The organism is Dokdonella ginsengisoli (assembly GCF_042652785.1).
Taxonomy (GTDB): domain Bacteria; phylum Pseudomonadota; class Gammaproteobacteria; order Xanthomonadales; family Rhodanobacteraceae; genus Dokdonella_A; species Dokdonella_A ginsengisoli.
The window spans coordinates 145174-161438 of sequence record NZ_JBHSHD010000010.1; the positions used below are offsets into that span (position 1 = coordinate 145174).

Sequence of the window (16265 nt, forward strand, 5' to 3'; positions counted from 1 at the left end):
CCTCACTCGACGTAGAACTGCATCAGCTCGACCGGTGTCGTGTCGTTCAGCACGAGCACGAAATGGTCGAGATGGATCGGATAGTCCGACTGCGTCGGCGCGGTGCCGGTGCGGCGCAGGTAGCCGCGGATCTGTGCGCTGGCCGCGGTGACGGGGGCGCCCGCGGGCACGAAGCTGTTGTCGCTCAGGCCGTACCAGGTTGCATCCGACGCGGTTCCGGGCGTGATCGTCTGGCCCTGCGTGCCGCCGCTGAGGAAGCCGCTGCAGCCGGGGTCGGCGAACAGGCGCAGCTCCACCGTCGCGCTCAGGCTGCCGTCGTCCGCAGTCGTCCCGGGCACCTGGAAGCTCATGCCGTAGTTGGCGAAGTGGATCAGCGTCGGACTGTCGAAGTCGACGCATTGCGTCATGCCCGAGGCCGCATTGGCGGCCGAGCCGCCCGCCTGCAGATCGATGCGCGCCGAACCGGAAAGCGTGCTCTGGTTCAGGTCCGGAGTCGCCACCCACACCGGCGCGGCGCCGCTGCCGGCCGGGTCGGGCGTGGTGGACACGAACGCCTGCCACGGGGCGAGCTGCGTGTCGAGATTGGCGTTCGGGACGATGGTCTGCGCGCACAGCGGAGCGGCTGCGATGGCGAGCGCGAGAGCCGTATGAAAGCGCAGCCGGGCGATCCGCCGGGCCTGGGCGGCGGCGAACGTCCGGCCGCGGATGCGGCAAGAACCGGTGAGCATGTTTTCCCCCTGAATCGAATGCGGTGCCAGTCAGGACGCCGCGGCGAACCGCCCGCGCGTCGAAGTATCCGAACCCTGGGGATACTCCGGTACAAAGTATGCGCTTTTACACAAATCATCACTACCTCGGACGCGATTCCGGCATCGGCTCGCTGTGTCCCGCCGGGGAGAATGATGTGCGGACCACGTGGCTACGCAGGATTCGCGAGTGCCCGGGTTCGCCGACTTCGGCGTTCGAATGCGCCCACGGCTGCGGCCGTCCGGCGCTTCCCTGAATATTCAGGAATGTGTACGCACCCTCGGTGCCTGGCCCACGACGCCAAGTCCGGATGCGGATTGAGTGCTAGCCACCCTGTGCTGATCGGCGGTTTATGCGCAGGCGTGTTTCAAGCGTGCGACGCAAAAAATGCGGGCGTTTTCAATTTTCATTCTTCAATCCGTTGCAGTTGCCGGACGCTTCCTGCAAATTATTCGATTTGGTGTACGAGTGCTGCGATGGAATGGAGTGACGTCAGGATATTTCTTGCGATTGCGCGCAGCGGCTCACTGGGCAGCGCGGCGCGCGCGCTGCAATTGAGCCACCCCACGGTCGGGCGGCGATTGCGCGCATTGGAAGAAGAGATCGGTCAGATGCTGTTCCAGCGCCACAGCGAAGGCGTCGTTCTGACCAACGCCGGCGAGGCGATCCTGCGGCTCGCCGAGGAAATGGAATCCAACGCGCTGGCGATCCAGCGGCGCCTCATCGGTGCGAGCGCGGAGATCGACGGCGAGCTGCGGATTTCCGCTGCCGGCTGGTTCGCCAGCTACGTACTGCCCCCGGTACTGCACGATCTGTCGCAGCAGTACCCCCGCATCGTACCCAAGCTCATCGCCAGCCACCGGATCTTCGATCTGTCGCGCCGCGAGGCGGACATCGCCTTTCGCGTCATTCCGTTCGACGAGCCCGACATCGTGCAGCGCTACCTGATGCGCATGGCCTACGGCCTCTACACGCGCAGCGACGCTCCCGACCCGAGGAAGGGAGACGGAGACGGTTCGAACCTGCTGCTGATGGATACCAGCGAGTACACCTATCCCGACGTGGTCTGGGTGCAGGACATGCTGCCGCGGGCGCGCCCCGTGTTCAGCAGCAACAGCCGGGGCCTGCAGGCGCGATTGTGCGCACGTGGCCTCGGGCTGGCCGTTCTTCCGCGGCCTGTCGGGGATCAGACGGTGGGGCTGCGCCTGGTTGATCTCGGCGAAAACCCGCCCAGCCGCGACTTCTGGATGGGCTATCACCGCGACCTGCGGCAGATAAAGCCCCTGCGCGCGCTGGTCGATATCGCGGTTCGCCTGCTCGGTGATGCGGAGCCGTCGGAACCGGAACAAATATGAACAGGGGTATTGCGTCGCTGTCAGTGTTCACCGCTGTTCGCGATGCCTATTCTCAGGGCGCCTCACGTTTGAGGATTTGAGAATTCCTGTGCGGATGCGTTGGGTTCCGTTTCCGAGCAGTCAGATCTCCCTGAACGTACGAGGTCCTTCAATCGCCGGATGTCGTGATTTTCACGCGGATTTTTTTGCGTGAAAAGGGCTGGCTCGTTCTTTTGAAGGCTGGGAAATGCATCGGGCGTACCGGGTGGAAGGTCCAGCGACGATCGGGCGGGATTTTCAAAGCATCATTCGGCCGGTCGGTAAATGAAGGTGTCGTATTCGTGTTTTTCGAGCGGATCGCGTGGTTTTTCTGCTGAAAATTGGCGCACGCGCTTCGGCCGACAGTACTTGCCGGACATCGATTGACGGCAACGGTGCGGACAGGGAACTCGTTCGAGGGGTTCCGCGCCCGTGTTGGGGCTTGTCGAGCAGGCTGGGGAACAGGACTTTCGCAGCCGCTTTGCAAGGCGATGCTTGGAAGCATCGATCAAGAATCGGTCGCGCAAGCGGTCGATCCTCAAGAAAAGGCGACGGCAGTGCCGCCACCTTTTCGCTGAAAAAGTCCAGGACGGACTTTTTCAGCACCTCGACGGGCGAGAGGGGGAGATTCCAATCCTGCTTCGCGAGCAGCGGCTGCATCGATCGGCCTGCGATCGTTTCGGGCGCTTCCGGCGTTCGCCCGACGCCGATGGAAATTCCCCGCGTGTATCGAGCCGGAGTGCCTGAAAGGAATGACCGCGAAGAATGACGACCTGCGTGACGCGAACCTGCGCGTGTCCAGACGCGTCCACAACAACCTGAAGACGGCAGCTGCCCTGATGGGGCGCCCACTCTACGACGTGACCAGCGAGGCGATCGACGCCTACCTGTCGAAGCTGCAGATCGACCCGGTCGCCGCGATTCGCCGCAACGGAAAGTCGCGCAAGGTGCCCTGATCGTTTTCGCCGGGTCCGTCGCCGCGAGGAATCCGCCACCGCTCATCTCACCCGCCGAGGCGGAACCGGTCGCAACAGGCCCCTCGAAAGCCCTCGGAAGTTCTCATCGCGCTCGAGCGTCCACGGGCTGAGCAAGCCACACCTTCCCAGGAATTCAAGACGTGCAAGGCAACTACGACTACGGACTGGTGGCGCTTTCCTACCTGATCGCCTCGCTCGCCGGTTTCGTCGCCATCGAGTTCGCGTCGCGCATGCGCGCGCGCAGCGCGGGCCGCCGGTCGTGGCTGATGGGCGGGGCGCTGGCGATGGGAACGGGCATCTGGTCGATGCACTTCGTCGGCATGACGGCCTTTTCGCTGCCGGTGCCGATCACCTATGACGCCTGGATTACCTTGTTGTCGTGGATCGCGGCAGTCGCGGTGTCCGCGCTCGCCTTGTACATCGTCGGATACGGCAAGCTCCAGCACGGCACCCTGGCTGTCGGTGCGCTCGTCATGGGCGCCGGTATCTGCCTCATGCACTACGGCGGCATGTGGGCGATGCGCATGAGTCCGGGAATCGTGTACCGGCCGGCGTGGTTCGCTGCTTCCGTCGGCATCGCCGTGGCCGCATCGGGCGCCGCCCTGCTGATCATCGCCTACCTGAAGGAGGTGCGCAGCGGGCGTGACATCGCCTTGCGCGTCGGCGCCGCGCTGACCATGGGTCTGGCCGTGGCCGGCATGCACTACACCGGCATGGGAGCGGCGCAATTCGCCGACGGCGCGCTGTGTGCGCCGGGCAACCAGCTGTCGGCGGATCTGTTGCCGCTGCCGGCGACGTTCGCCACCCTGGTGATTCTCGGCTTCGGCATCGCGTTCACGATCGCGGATGCGCGCGAGCTGGCCAGGGCGCGTCACGCCGAGCGGGAGCTGGAATTGCGTGTGCACAGCCTGGCTTTCACCGATCAGGAAACCGGGCTGCCGAACCGGGCACGTCTGTCGCAACTGATCGTCGAGCGGGTCCGCATGCGCGTTCCCGACGGCTTTGCCGTGGTGACGTTCCGCGTCGAAGGTCCTGAAGGCTCGGCGCCGTCGGGAGACGTGATGACCTGGTTGAAGGATCGCATCATGCGGTCGCTGCCGGACGCGACCGTCGCGCGGACGCAGCCGGAGCATCTGGTGGCGATGATCAACGGCCATGCCGACGCGGTGGCCGCGCGCTGCGGCCCGCTGATCGAACTCGTGCGTCGTGATTTCGCCGTGCAGGGCCGCTACCGGCTCGCCACCAACAGAGCGCACTGTCCCGACGACGGCGAGAGTCCGCAATGGCTGCTGTTGCGCGCCGCGCCGAAGTCCGTGCCGGCCGGCCATGCCGAGCCGGGCCAGGGTCACGCGGCGTGAGCAGCAGGGCGGTCCGCGTCCGGCCGAGTCGCCCTCCGGCACGGTCGCGTTCGAAGCGGTCCGTGCTCCGTTCACCCTTTGCCCGCGCGTCGCGACGACGCACGTGCGGCTTGGATATCCCTCGGCGACCTCCGGTTCGAGGAAAGCGCGTCATCCGGGAGTGAAAATGACCAGCATCGACGTGTCGAAGGAAAGCCGTTCCGTCACCACTCGAGCGACACCCCTGCGCGCTCTGCGCGGCGTGCTCCTCGGTATCGGACTGGTCTTCGTCGCACCGGCGTTCGCCGTCACCACCAGCTTCTGGGCCAATAGTCCCGGCAACACCAACTCGGCGACCGCCGCCGGAATCATCGCCACCGTCAGCGGCGTTCTCGGCGTCGGCTCCTGCTCCAATGCCCCCGCCGGCTATGGCCAGGGCAGCCTGAACAACACGGCGAACGCGGCCGGCTGGTACACCAACCCCTACGGCAATCCGGTTACCGGTCTGCCGGCGCTCGCGCTCGTCGTGTGCTTCGGCGCGCAGAACAGCGCCAAGACGGTGACCGTCACGTTCAGCAAGCCGGTCGACAATCCGGTGCTCCACCTCGACCGGCTCGGCGGCAACAGCGTCAGCGGTTCCACCCGCTACGCCAACAGTTCTTCGTGGAGGCTGACCGGCGCAACGGCGAGCGGCAATCTGATCACGCTGGAGCGACTCAGCGGCAATCCGCAATTCATCGTCCGCCCCACGGAATTCAGGCGTTCCGTCGTCTACACCAACGGCGATCCGGTCTACGCCGACGCGCAGACGGAGTGCACCAGCAATATCGCCACCCAGGGCACCGCGTGCGGCTCGATCCAGGTGACGGGAACCGGCATCCGCAGCCTGACCTTCACCGTCACCGGCGTCGCCTGGGGCGGTACGTTGAACGGCAACGACGGCGATCTGCTGGAGATGGCCTGGTCGGTCAAGGGCTCGACCATCATGCTGCGCAAGCAGACCACCGGTGGTTTCGGCAGCTTCGGTTTCGTCGACGACAACACCACCACCGCCGACATCGGTACCAGCGCGACCAGCAGCAACACGACACTGACGACCAGCAGCGGATCGAACCCGGCGTCATCCGGCCTGTACCGTGTCGGTGACCATTCCCGTGACATCGTCCTCACCGAGACGCCGGCGGCGGATTTCACGCTGCAGTCCGCGACGTGTCAGGACCAGAGCGGCGCGACGGTGCCGGCCACGTTGAGCGGATCGGCGCTGCGCATTGCCGCGGCGAACTATCGAGCGAACCAGGACCTCGTCTGCACCTTCGGCAACGCGAAGACCAGCCGCATCACGCTGACCAAGACCTGGGTCGCCGGCGCGCCGGGCGATACGGTGAATCTCTCCATCGCCGGCGGCAGCAATGCCACTCCCGGAACGTCCACGCCCGAGGCGACGACGGCTGCGACGGCGATCGGCACGGCGGGAAGCAAGATCACCATCGAAGAAATCTTCGCCACGCCGGCGCGTGGCGACGACTACGAGACGTCGCTGGACTGCCCGGGGGCGGTGGTCGGCACCACCACCGACCGTCGGGCAGGCACCTTCAAGATGCCCGGCACCGACGTCACCTGTACGTTCACCAACGCACGCAAGCCGAACCTGAAGGTGACCAAGGCGAGCAATGCCGATCCCGCGTGGGCCGTCGGCCAGGCCGGCGCGCAGTACACGCTGAACGTGATGAACCAGGGGGGCATGTCGACCAGCGGCGCGGTGAGCGTCGTCGACACGCTGCCTGCCGAGGTGAGCGCGAACTGGACCAATCCGCTGGCGACGAACGGATGGAGCTGTACCAGCAGCGGCCGGAACGTGACGTGCCGGAACACCACGCCCATCGCGGCCGGTGGCGCGGCGGGCCCGATCGTCCTGCCGGTGAACGTGGTCGCGGATGGCGATGCGGTGAACTACGCCTCGGTCGGCGGCGGTGGCGATCCCTTCAACGGCGGCGCGCCGCCCGCGCCCGGCGCCGGTTGCACGGACGCCTCGCATTGCGCGAGCCACGCGACGCGCATCGACACGCCGGCGAGCATCACTACGGTCAAGACCCTGACCGGCATCAACGGGGAGGCGGCGCAGGCGGGAGCCTCGGTGAAGGCCGGCGACGTGCTGACGTACACGATCACCAGCACGAACTCGGGCCAGACCGCCGGCCCGACGACGCTGACCGAGACCGTGCCGGCGGAAACGACCTACACCGGACCGGACGCGGCCGTGTGGACGGGCTGCCGTGCCGGTGCGGCGGCAGGGACGAGCTGCAGCGCGACCCAGAGCGTGCCGGCGGAAGGCGAGGCGACCGCCACGTTCACGGTGACCGTGGTCACGCCGGTATCGGCCAACGCGACGACGCTGACGAACCGCGTGACGAGCAGCGCGGACGAGGCCTGCGCGGCGTGCGCCGCCGGCAATCCGGTGGTGAAGCCGCAATTGAGCGTGACGAAACGTGCGGCGCCCAATCCGTTCACGGTCGGCCAGTCGGCCACCTACACGATCACGGTCGCGAACCAGGGCGAGGCGCCGACGGCCGGCAGCCTGACGATTTCCGACACGTTGCCGGCGGGGATCACGCTGGCGCGCGCGAGCGGCGGCGACTGGAGCTGCACGGGAACGGGCGCGCTGTCGTGCGTCTACGCGGGCATGCTGGCGGCGGGCGCGAGCACGACGCTGACGCTCGAAGTCGAGGTCGGCGCCGGTGCGGCGAACGGCGACAACACGGCCACCGTCAGCGGCGGCGGCGATGCCGGCTGTTCGTCGGAGCCGCGTTGCAGCGCGAGCGTGCAGGTGCCGGTGAACGCCGCGGCCGACATCGTGCTCGACAAGACGGTCGACAATCCGGCGCCGAACGTCGGCGAGACGGTGACGTTCACGATCACGGCGCGCAATGACGGGCCGAGCGACGCCACCGGCGTGACGGTGACCGATGCGCTGCCGGCAGGCCTGTCGTTCGCCGGCGCGACGGCGAGCCAGGGCGCGTACGACGAGGCGTCCGGCCTGTGGACGGTCGGTGCGCTGGCCAACGGCGCGCAGGCGACGCTGACCATGACCACGCAGGTGCTCACCGCCGGCGCGCTGAGCAACACGGCGACCAAGTCGGCCGGCGACCAGTTCGATCCGGACACCAGCAACAACGCGGCGACGGCGTCGGTGAACGCGCAGCCGTCGGCGGACCTGCAGGTCAACAAGACCGCCAGCACGACCACGCCGAATCTCGGCGACAACGTCAGCTTCACCATCACGGTGCGCAACGCTGGGCCGAACGACGCCACCGGCGTGATCGTCGACGACGCACTGCCGGCGGGCCTGAACTTCGTCTCGGCCACCGCGACGGTCGGCAGCTACGACGCCGAAACGGGCGTATGGACGCTCGGTGATCTGGCCGACGACGCAGAGGCGACCCTGACCCTCGTCGCCACGGTCGGGATGCCGGGCGAGCTCACCAATACCGCGAGCGTGGCCGCCGTGGACCAGCACGATCCGAACCCGGCCAACGACAGCGGCGGCGTGACGATCAACGGCCAGGCGGCCGACATCCAGGTGCTGAAGACGGTCGACGAGGCGAACCCGGCGCGCGGCGACACGGTGACGTTCACGGTGACGGTGAGCAACCTCGGACCGAGCGCGGCCACCGGCGTGCGCATCGAAGACGCGCTGCCGGCGGGGCTGACCTTCCTCGGCGCGAGCCCGAGCCGTGGCGCGTACGACCAGGCGAGCGGCCTTTGGTCGCTCGGCGATCTGGCCGCGAGCGGTGCCGATGCGGTGGCGACGCTGACGATCGCCGCGAGGGTGGACACCGACGCGCGCGTGACGAATACGGCGCGCCTGGACGGCGTCGACCAGACCGATCCCGATCCCGGCAACAACCGGGCCGAGGCGAGCGTGACGCCGATCGCCAGTGCGGACGTGTCGGTGGTGAAGGACGGTCCGGCGCATGCGACGCCGGGCACGAACGTGACCTACGTGATCGTGGTCAGCAACGCCGGCCCGAGCGCGGCGGCGCAGGTGAGCCTGGCCGATCCGACGCCGGCGGGGCTGACGTTCGTCTCCGCCACGGCGCCGTGCGCGGCGGGCTTTCCGTGCGCGCTCGGCGACCTCGCGGCCGGCGCCAGCGCGCGGATGACGGTGACGTTCGCCGTGCCGCCGGACTACGCCGGCGCGGATCCGATCGCCAACACGGCGACGGTGACGAGTTCGACCGCCGATCCCGACCCGGACAACAACGCCAGCACGGCGACGACGCCGGTCGAGCGCAGCGCGGACCTGCAACTGACGAAGACGGCGCCGGCGACGGTGACGGCCGGCGACACGATCCGCTACACGCTGACGGTGAGCAATCCGGGGCCGAGCCACGCGGACGGAACGACGGTGAGCGATCCGCTGCCGGCGGGGCTGACCGATGCCAGCGCCGTCTGTGCCGGCGAGACCGGCGGCGCGGTGTGCGGCGCGTTCGACGCGACGGTGGCGGGCACGATCACGACGCTCCCGCCGGGCGGCAGCGTGACGATCACGATCACCGCGATCGCGCCGGACGAGGCGACGACATTGAGCAACACGGCGACGGCGACGCCGCCGAGCGGCGTGAGCGATCCGGATCCGGCCGACAACCAGGACACCGCCGATACCGAGGTGACTGCGTCGGCGAACCTGTCGGTGGTGAAGACCGGCCCGGCCGCGGCGACCGCGGGTACCGAGGTGACGTACCGGATCGTGGTCAGCAATGCCGGCCCGAGCACGGCGGCGGCGGTGAGCCTGGCCGATCCGACGCCGGCGGGCCTGACTTTCGTTTCGGCCGATGCGCCGTGCGCAGGCGGCTTCCCGTGTGACCTGGGCGACCTCGCCGCCGGCGCGAGCGCGACGGTGAACGTGACGTACGCGATCCCGCCCGGTCAGACCGGCACGATTGCCAACACGGCGAGCGCGACCAGCCCGACGCCGGATCCGGACGGCAGCGACGACAGCAGCACGGCGACGACGGAGCTGAGCGGTGTGGCTGATCTGCGAATCAGAAAGATCGGCCCGGCGACGGTGCAGGCGGGTGGCACGATCCGCTACACGCTGGTGGTGAGCAACGCCGGTCCGAGCGACGCGGACGGCGCGACGTACCGCGACGCGGTTCCTGGCGAGATCACGGCGGTCACGGCGAGCTGCCGTCTGGCCAGCGGCGGAGCGGTATGCGCGAATCCGATCGTGGCCGGCAACACCGTCAGCGGCACGATCCCGACCTTGCCGCGCGGCGGCCGGGTGGTGATCACGATCACCGGCACGGTCCCTGTCGGCGCGGCCACACTGACCAATACCGCCAGCGTGGCCGCACCGTCCGACACCACCGATCCGGACCCGGCCAACAACACCGACGAGGTGAGCACCGAGGTCTCCGCGGCCGCCGACATCGCCGTGACCAAGACGGTCGACGCGGCCGACCCGAGCGTCGGCGAGAACGTCACCTTCACGGTGACGGCGCGCAACACCGGACCGAACGACGCGACCGGCGTGCAGATCACCGACGGCCTGCCTGCGGGTCTGGACTTCGTCAGCGCCGTACCGAGCCGGGGCACGTATGACGAGTCGACGGGGCTGTGGGACGTCGGCGCGCTGGCGAACGGCGCGGACGCCACGCTGACGATCGTCGCGACGGTGATGCAGTCGGGCGCGATCGTGAACACGGCGACGGTGACCGCCAGCGACCCGTTCGATCCGGACAGCAGCAACAACGCCGGCAGCGCGGGCGTGAACGCCGGCACCCTGGCCGACGTGCAGCTCGACAAGACGGTCGACGAGCCGGCTCCGAACGTGGGCTCGAACGTCAGCTACACGGTGACCGTGCGCAACGCCGGTCCGAGCCCGGCGACGGACGTGAACGTGACCGACCTGCTGCCGGCGGGCCTGACCTTCGTCAGCGCGACGGCGAGCCAGGGTGCCTACGACGAGGCGACTGGTTTGTGGACGGTCGGCGTTCTCGAAGCGGGTGCGCAGGCGACGCTGACGATCGTGGCGACGGTGACGCAGGCGGGCGAGATCACCAACACCGCGACTGCGGCGGCGGCCGAGGAGGATCCGAATTCGTCCAACAACGCCGACGGCGCGACGATCAGCGGCCAGGCGGCCGACCTCCAGGTCGTGAAGACGGTGGATGAGTCGGCGCCGCCGGTGAACAGCCAGGTGACGTACACGGTGACGGTGACCAACAACGGTCCGAGCGCGGCGACTCACGTGATGGCGGTGGACGCGCTGCCGGCCGGCCTCAGCTTCGTCAGCGCGACGCCGAGCCAGGGCACCTACGATGAGACGACGGGCGCGTGGACGATCGGCGATCTGGCCGCCAGCGGCGCCGATGCGGTGGCGACGCTGACCATCGTGGCGACCGTGAATGCCGACCAGGCCGGCGCGACGATCGCCAACGTGGCATCGAGCGCGGGCAGCGATCAGACCGATCCGAATCCGGCCAATGACGAAGGCCGCGTCGAGATCGTGCCGCAGGGACGCGCGGACATCTCGGTCGTGAAGGACGGCCCGGTGCACGCGACGCCGGGCACGAACGTGACCTACACGCTGGTGACGAGCAACGCGGGTCCGAGCACGGCGGCGCAGGTGAGCCTGGCCGATCCGACGCCCGCGGGATTGACGTTCGTCTCCGCCACGGCGCCGTGCGCGAGCGGTTTCCCGTGCGCGCTGGGCGACCTCGCCGCCGGCGCCGGCACGACGGTGACGGTGACGTTCGCCGTGCCGTCGGACTACGCCGGCTCGGACCCGATCAGCAACACGGCGACGGTGACGAGCGCGACGGAAGATCCCGATCCCGATGACAACGCCAGCACGGTGACGACACCGGTCGAGCGCAGCGCGGATCTCCAGCTGACGAAAACGGCACCGGCGACGGTGACGGCCGGCGGCACGGTCACCTACACGCTGGTGGTGAGCAACCTGGGCCCGAGCGATGCGGACGGCACGACGGTCAGCGACCCGCTGCCCGCCGGGCTGACGAACGCCACGGCGAGCTGCGCCGGCGAGACCGGCGGCGCGGTGTGCGGCGCGTTCGACGCGACGGTGGCGGGCACGATCACGACGCTCCCGCCGGGCGGCAGCGTGACGATCACGATCACCGCAACCGCGCCGAATGAGGCGACGACGCTGCGCAACACGGCGACGGCGACGCCGCCGAGCAGCGTGAGCGATCCGGATCCGGCCGACAACCAGGACACCGCCGATACCGAGGTGACCGCGTCGGCGAACCTGTCGGTGGCGAAGACCGGCCCGGCCGCGGCGACCGCGGGCACCGAGGTGACGTACCGGATCGTGGTGAGCAACGCCGGCCCGAGCACGGCGGCGGCGGTGAGCCTGGCCGATCCGACGCCGTCGGGCCTGAGCTTCGTTTCCGCCGATGCGCCGTGCGCAGGCGGCTTCCCGTGCGATCTGGGCGACCTCGCCGCCGGCGCGAGCGCCACGGTGAACGTGACGTACGCGATCCCGCCCGGTCAGAGCGGAACGATCGCCAACACGGCGAGCGTGACCAGCCCGACGCCGGATCCGGACGGCAGCGACAACACCAGCACGGCGACGACGCCGATCGCGCGCAGCGCGGACGTGCGGATCACCAAGACGGCGGCGGCGACGGTGACGGCCGGCGGCACGATCACCTACACGCTGGTGGCGAGCAACGAAGGTCCGAGCGCCGCCGACGGCGCGACGGTCGACGATCCGCTGCCGGCCGGCCTGAGTGACGCCACGGTGAGCTGCAGCGGGAACGGCGGTGCGGTGTGCGGCGCGTTCGACACGAGCGTCGCCGGCACGCTCGCGGCCTTCCCGGCCGGCGCCAGCGCGACGATCACGATCACGGCGACGGCGCCGGACGATGCGGCCACACTGAGCAACACCGCGCGCATCGCGCCGCCGGGCGGCGTGACCGATCCGCAGCCGGACGACAACCAGAGCACGGTCGAGACCGCGGTCGAGGCCAGCGCGAACCTATCGCTGCGCAAGAGCGGTCCGGCGACGGTGGTCTCGGGCGGCACGATCACCTACACGCTGCGGATCGCCAACGCCGGCCCGAGCGCGGCGAACGGCGCCACCTACAGCGACGCGCTGCCGTCCGGCATCACCGGCGTGGCGGCGAGCTGCGGCTCGGCGACGGACGGAGCCGTTTGCGCTGCGCCGAACGTGGCCGGCAACACGGTCAGCGGTTCGGTCCCGACCTTGCCGAGCGGCGGCGCAGTGACGATCACGATCACCGGCACGGCGCCGGTCGGCGCGCAGACCCTGACCAACACGGCGAGCGTCGTGGCGCCGGGCGGCACCACCGATCCGGACCCGGCCGACAACACCGACGAGGCGACCACCGAGGTCGATTCGGCGGCGGACATCGCGGTGAGCAAGACGGTCGACGAGGCAGCACCGAACGTCGGCGAAGACGTCACCTTCATCGTGACGGCGACCAACCGGGGACCGGACGACGCGACCGGTGTGGAGATCACCGACGGACTGCCGCTCGGTCTGGCGTTCGTCAGCGCGACGGCGAGCCAGGGCGCGTACGACGACGCGACTGGCCTGTGGACGGTGGGTGCGCTGGCGAATGGCGCGAGCGCCACCTTGCAGATCACCGCCACGGTGACGCAGCCGGGCGCGATCGTGAACACCGCCACGCGCACCGGCGGCGACCAGCTCGATCCGGACACCAGCAACAATGCCGGCAGCGCGGGGGTGAACGCGGGCACGCTGGCGGACCTGCAGCTCGACAAGACGGTGGACGAGGTGGCGCCGAACGTCGGTTCGAACGTGACCTACACGGTGCGCGTGCGCAATGCCGGCCCGAGTCCGGCGACGGCGGTGAACGTGACGGACGAGCTGCCGGAAGGGCTGAGCTTCGTCAGCGCGACACCGGGCCCCGGAACCTACGACGAGAGCACCGGCCTGTGGACGATCGGCGATCTGGCCGTCGACGCGGAGGCGACGCTGACGATCGTGGCGACCGTGACGCAGCCGGACGCAATCACCAACAGCGCGACTGCAGCGGCGGCAGAAACGGATCCGGATCTATCCAACAACGCCGACGGCGTCACGATCAACGGCCAGGCGGCGGACATCCAGGTCGTGAAGACGGTCGACGAGCCGGCGCCGCCGGTGAACGAGCAGGTGACCTACACGGTGACGGTGATCAACAACGGCCCGAGCGCGGCCACCCGCGTGACGGCGACCGATGCGCTGCCGGCGGGCCTGAGTTTCGTCGGCGCGACGGCGAGCCAGGGGACGTACGACGAGGTGACCGGCGTGTGGACGATCGGCGATCTCGCGGCGAGCGGCGACGGCGCATCGGCGACGCTGACGATCGCGGCGACCGTGAACGCCGACCAGGCCGGCACGACGATCACGAACTGGGCGGCGAGCGCGGGCGGCGACCAGACCGATCCGGTGCCGGGCAACAACGAGGACGGCGTCGAGATCGTGCCGCAGGGACGGGCGGACGTGTCGGTGGTGAAAAGCGGTCCGGCCAGCGCCACGCCGGGCACGGATGTGACCTACTCGATCGTGGTGCGCAACGCCGGCCCGGGCAGCGCCGGCCGCGTGAGCCTGGCCGATCCGACGCCGGCCGGCCTGAGCCTGGTTTCGGCGGACGCGCCATGCGTGACCGGTTTCCCGTGCGATCTGGGCGATCTCGCCGCCGGAGACAGCGTGACGGTGACCGTCACCTACGCGGTGCCGTCCGGCTACGCCGGTGCAGACCCGATCGCGAACACGGCGACGGCGACCAGCCCGACCGAAGATCCCGATCCCGACAACAACACCAGCACGGCGACGACACCGGTCGCGCACAGCGCGAACCTGCAGCTGACGAAGACCGCTCCGGCCACGGTGACGGCGGCCGGCACGATCGTCTACACGCTGGTGATCGGCAATGCCGGCCCCGGCGACGCGGACGGCGCCACGGTGAGCGATCCGCTGCCGGCGGGCCTGACCGGCGTCAGCGTCGCCTGCGGCGGCGAAGCCGGCGGTGCGGTGTGCGGCACGTTCGACGCCAGCGTCGCCGGCTCGATCGCGACCCTGCCGGCCGGCGGTCGCGCAACGGTCACGATCACGGCGACGGCGCCGGACGAGGTGACCACGCTGCGCAACACGGCGACGGTGACGCCGCCGGCCGGCGTCACCGATCCGGACACCGGCGACAATCACGACAGCGCCGACACCGAGGTCGTTCGCGCTTCGCGCTCGGCCGATCTGAGCGTGATCAAGACCGGCCCCGCCGGTGCGACGGCGGGCGGCGAGGTCGCGTACACGCTGCGCGTGCGAAACGACGGCCCCGACGTGGCCGAAGCCGTGACGCTCGACGATCCGACGCCGGCGGGCTTGACGTTCGTGTCCGCCGGCGCCCCGTGCGCGGATGGTTTCCCGTGCGCGCTCGGCGATCTCGCCGCCGGTGGCAGGGTAGAGGTCGCGGTGACGTTCGCGGTGCCGGCGACGGCGTCCGGATCGATCGAGAACACCGCGACGGTATCGAGTCCGACGCCCGATCCCGATTCCGGCGGCAACACCAGCACGGTGCGCACGCCGGTCGTTCCGCTCGTACCGGACACGGCCGACCTGCTCGTGAACAAGACCGGCCCGGCCAGCGTGCCGGCGGGCGGCACGCTGAGCTACACGATCACCGTCACCAATCGCGGTCCCGCTGCGGTGCCGGATGCGGTGCTGGACGACCCGACGCCGAACGGCCTGGTCTTCGTGTCGGCGACCTCGCCGTGCGAAGGCGGCTTCCCGTGCAGATTGCCGGCGCTGGCGAACGGCGCCCGCGCGAGCGTCACCGCGACCTACGCGGTGCAGGCAGGATTCCCGGGGCCGATCGCGAACACGGCGACGGTGGAGTCACCGACGGTGGAGGATCCGACGCCGGGCGACAACGCCGACACGGTGACGACGTCGGTGGGCGCGCAGCCCGAGCCGGCGCTGCCGGTACCGATCGACGCGCGCTGGATGCTCGCCCTGCTCGGGATGGCGGTGATTCTGGTGGCCGGCACCGGCCTGGGGCGGCGCCGTGGTTGAGTGTCTTCCGGCCGCCGTCGTCGGCGGCCGGGAAGACCGGACGCAAGCACGCCGCCGCGGCGGCGGCGCACGCACCGTGTCCTAGAACATCGTGTTGTCGTTGGCGGCCTTTTCCGGGACCGTCTGCACGACGTCCCAATGCTCGACGATCTTTCCGTCCTTCACGCGGAAGATGTCGACCACGGCCGAACCGCGGTCGCCGGGGCGCTGGGTCGCGTGCACGTGCAGGTACACCAGGTCGCCGTCGGTGGCGCTGCGCACGATGCGCGAACGCCGCTGAGGGTTTTCCGCGAAGGTCCTGGCGAAGAACGAAACGAACGGCTGCTTGCCGTCGGGGACGTGGGGATTGTGCTGCCGGTAGTCGTCCGCGACGACCTGCGCGGCATCGACGTCGTGGCGGTTGAAGAAGCGGTCGTAGAACTCGACCACCAGCTTGCGGTTGGACTCTTCCGAAGCGAGGTCGCGTTCCGCCGCAGCGGCAGGACCTGCGCCGCCGGTCGCGGCGAACGCGATCGCGACGATCGCGGATTTCCACAGCCAGATCATGGGCCATCCTCCTTGTTGCCGTGCTGCGGCCGAAGAATCGCACGGTTTTCCGGCGCGATTCCAGCGCATCCGGCGAGCGGGACGCAGCCGCGTCCGCACACCCGCCGGATGCACGAACCGGCGCGGTCGCTTGCGCACCCGCGTCCAGCCCGCTGGGTCGTCGCGCGGGAGCGGGCTGGACTAAACGGACCATTTGTACAGCGCAGCCGCGAGCATTTCA

7 protein-coding genes are annotated in these 16265 nt (G+C 69.5%); 4 read left to right on the forward strand and 3 right to left on the reverse strand.

The genetic code is table 11. The features are described 5' to 3' along the window. Positions 1-2: 2 nt before the first annotated feature. Positions 3-728: a hypothetical protein gene (locus ACFO6Q_RS13025; protein WP_380021539.1), complete on the reverse strand. Its 726-nt coding sequence runs from the start codon at positions 726-728 to the stop codon at positions 3-5. Between the two features lie 495 nt (positions 729-1223). On the opposite strand from ACFO6Q_RS13025, the gene ACFO6Q_RS13030 reads away from it, so the two are divergent. Then, complete coding sequence (locus tag ACFO6Q_RS13030) at positions 1224-2102, forward strand: LysR family transcriptional regulator (protein ID WP_380021540.1); 879 nt, start codon at positions 1224-1226, stop codon at positions 2100-2102. A gap of 148 nt (positions 2103-2250) precedes the next feature. Here the strand turns inward: ACFO6Q_RS13030 and ACFO6Q_RS13035 are convergent, their stop codons facing one another. Continuing rightward, positions 2251-2625: a hypothetical protein gene (locus ACFO6Q_RS13035; RefSeq protein WP_380021541.1), complete on the reverse strand. Its 375-nt coding sequence runs from the start codon at positions 2623-2625 to the stop codon at positions 2251-2253. Between the two features lie 247 nt (positions 2626-2872). Between ACFO6Q_RS13035 and ACFO6Q_RS13040 the strand changes: the two genes are divergently transcribed. The 3 genes from ACFO6Q_RS13040 (at position 2873) to ACFO6Q_RS13050 (ending at position 15499) form a co-directional block, all read left to right on the forward strand. Then, positions 2873-3076: a hypothetical protein gene (locus tag ACFO6Q_RS13040; RefSeq protein ID WP_380021542.1), complete on the forward strand. Its 204-nt coding sequence runs from the start codon at positions 2873-2875 to the stop codon at positions 3074-3076. Positions 3077-3237: 161 nt separating this feature from the next. Then, positions 3238-4455 carry an MHYT domain-containing protein gene (locus tag ACFO6Q_RS13045; protein ID WP_380021543.1) on the forward strand — a complete coding sequence of 406 codons (1218 nt, stop codon included), beginning with the start codon at positions 3238-3240 and terminating at the stop codon, positions 4453-4455. A 166-nt stretch (positions 4456-4621) separates the two neighbouring features. Continuing rightward, positions 4622-15499: a DUF7507 domain-containing protein gene (locus ACFO6Q_RS13050; protein ID WP_380021544.1), complete on the forward strand. Its 10878-nt coding sequence runs from the start codon at positions 4622-4624 to the stop codon at positions 15497-15499. 81 nt (positions 15500-15580) lie between these two features. On the opposite strand, the gene ACFO6Q_RS13055 is transcribed toward ACFO6Q_RS13050, so the two are convergent. Continuing rightward, on the reverse strand, positions 15581-16045 hold the full coding sequence (locus ACFO6Q_RS13055) for a nuclear transport factor 2 family protein (protein WP_380021545.1): 465 nt from the start codon (positions 16043-16045) through the stop codon (positions 15581-15583). Between the last annotated feature and the right edge of the window lie 220 nt (positions 16046-16265).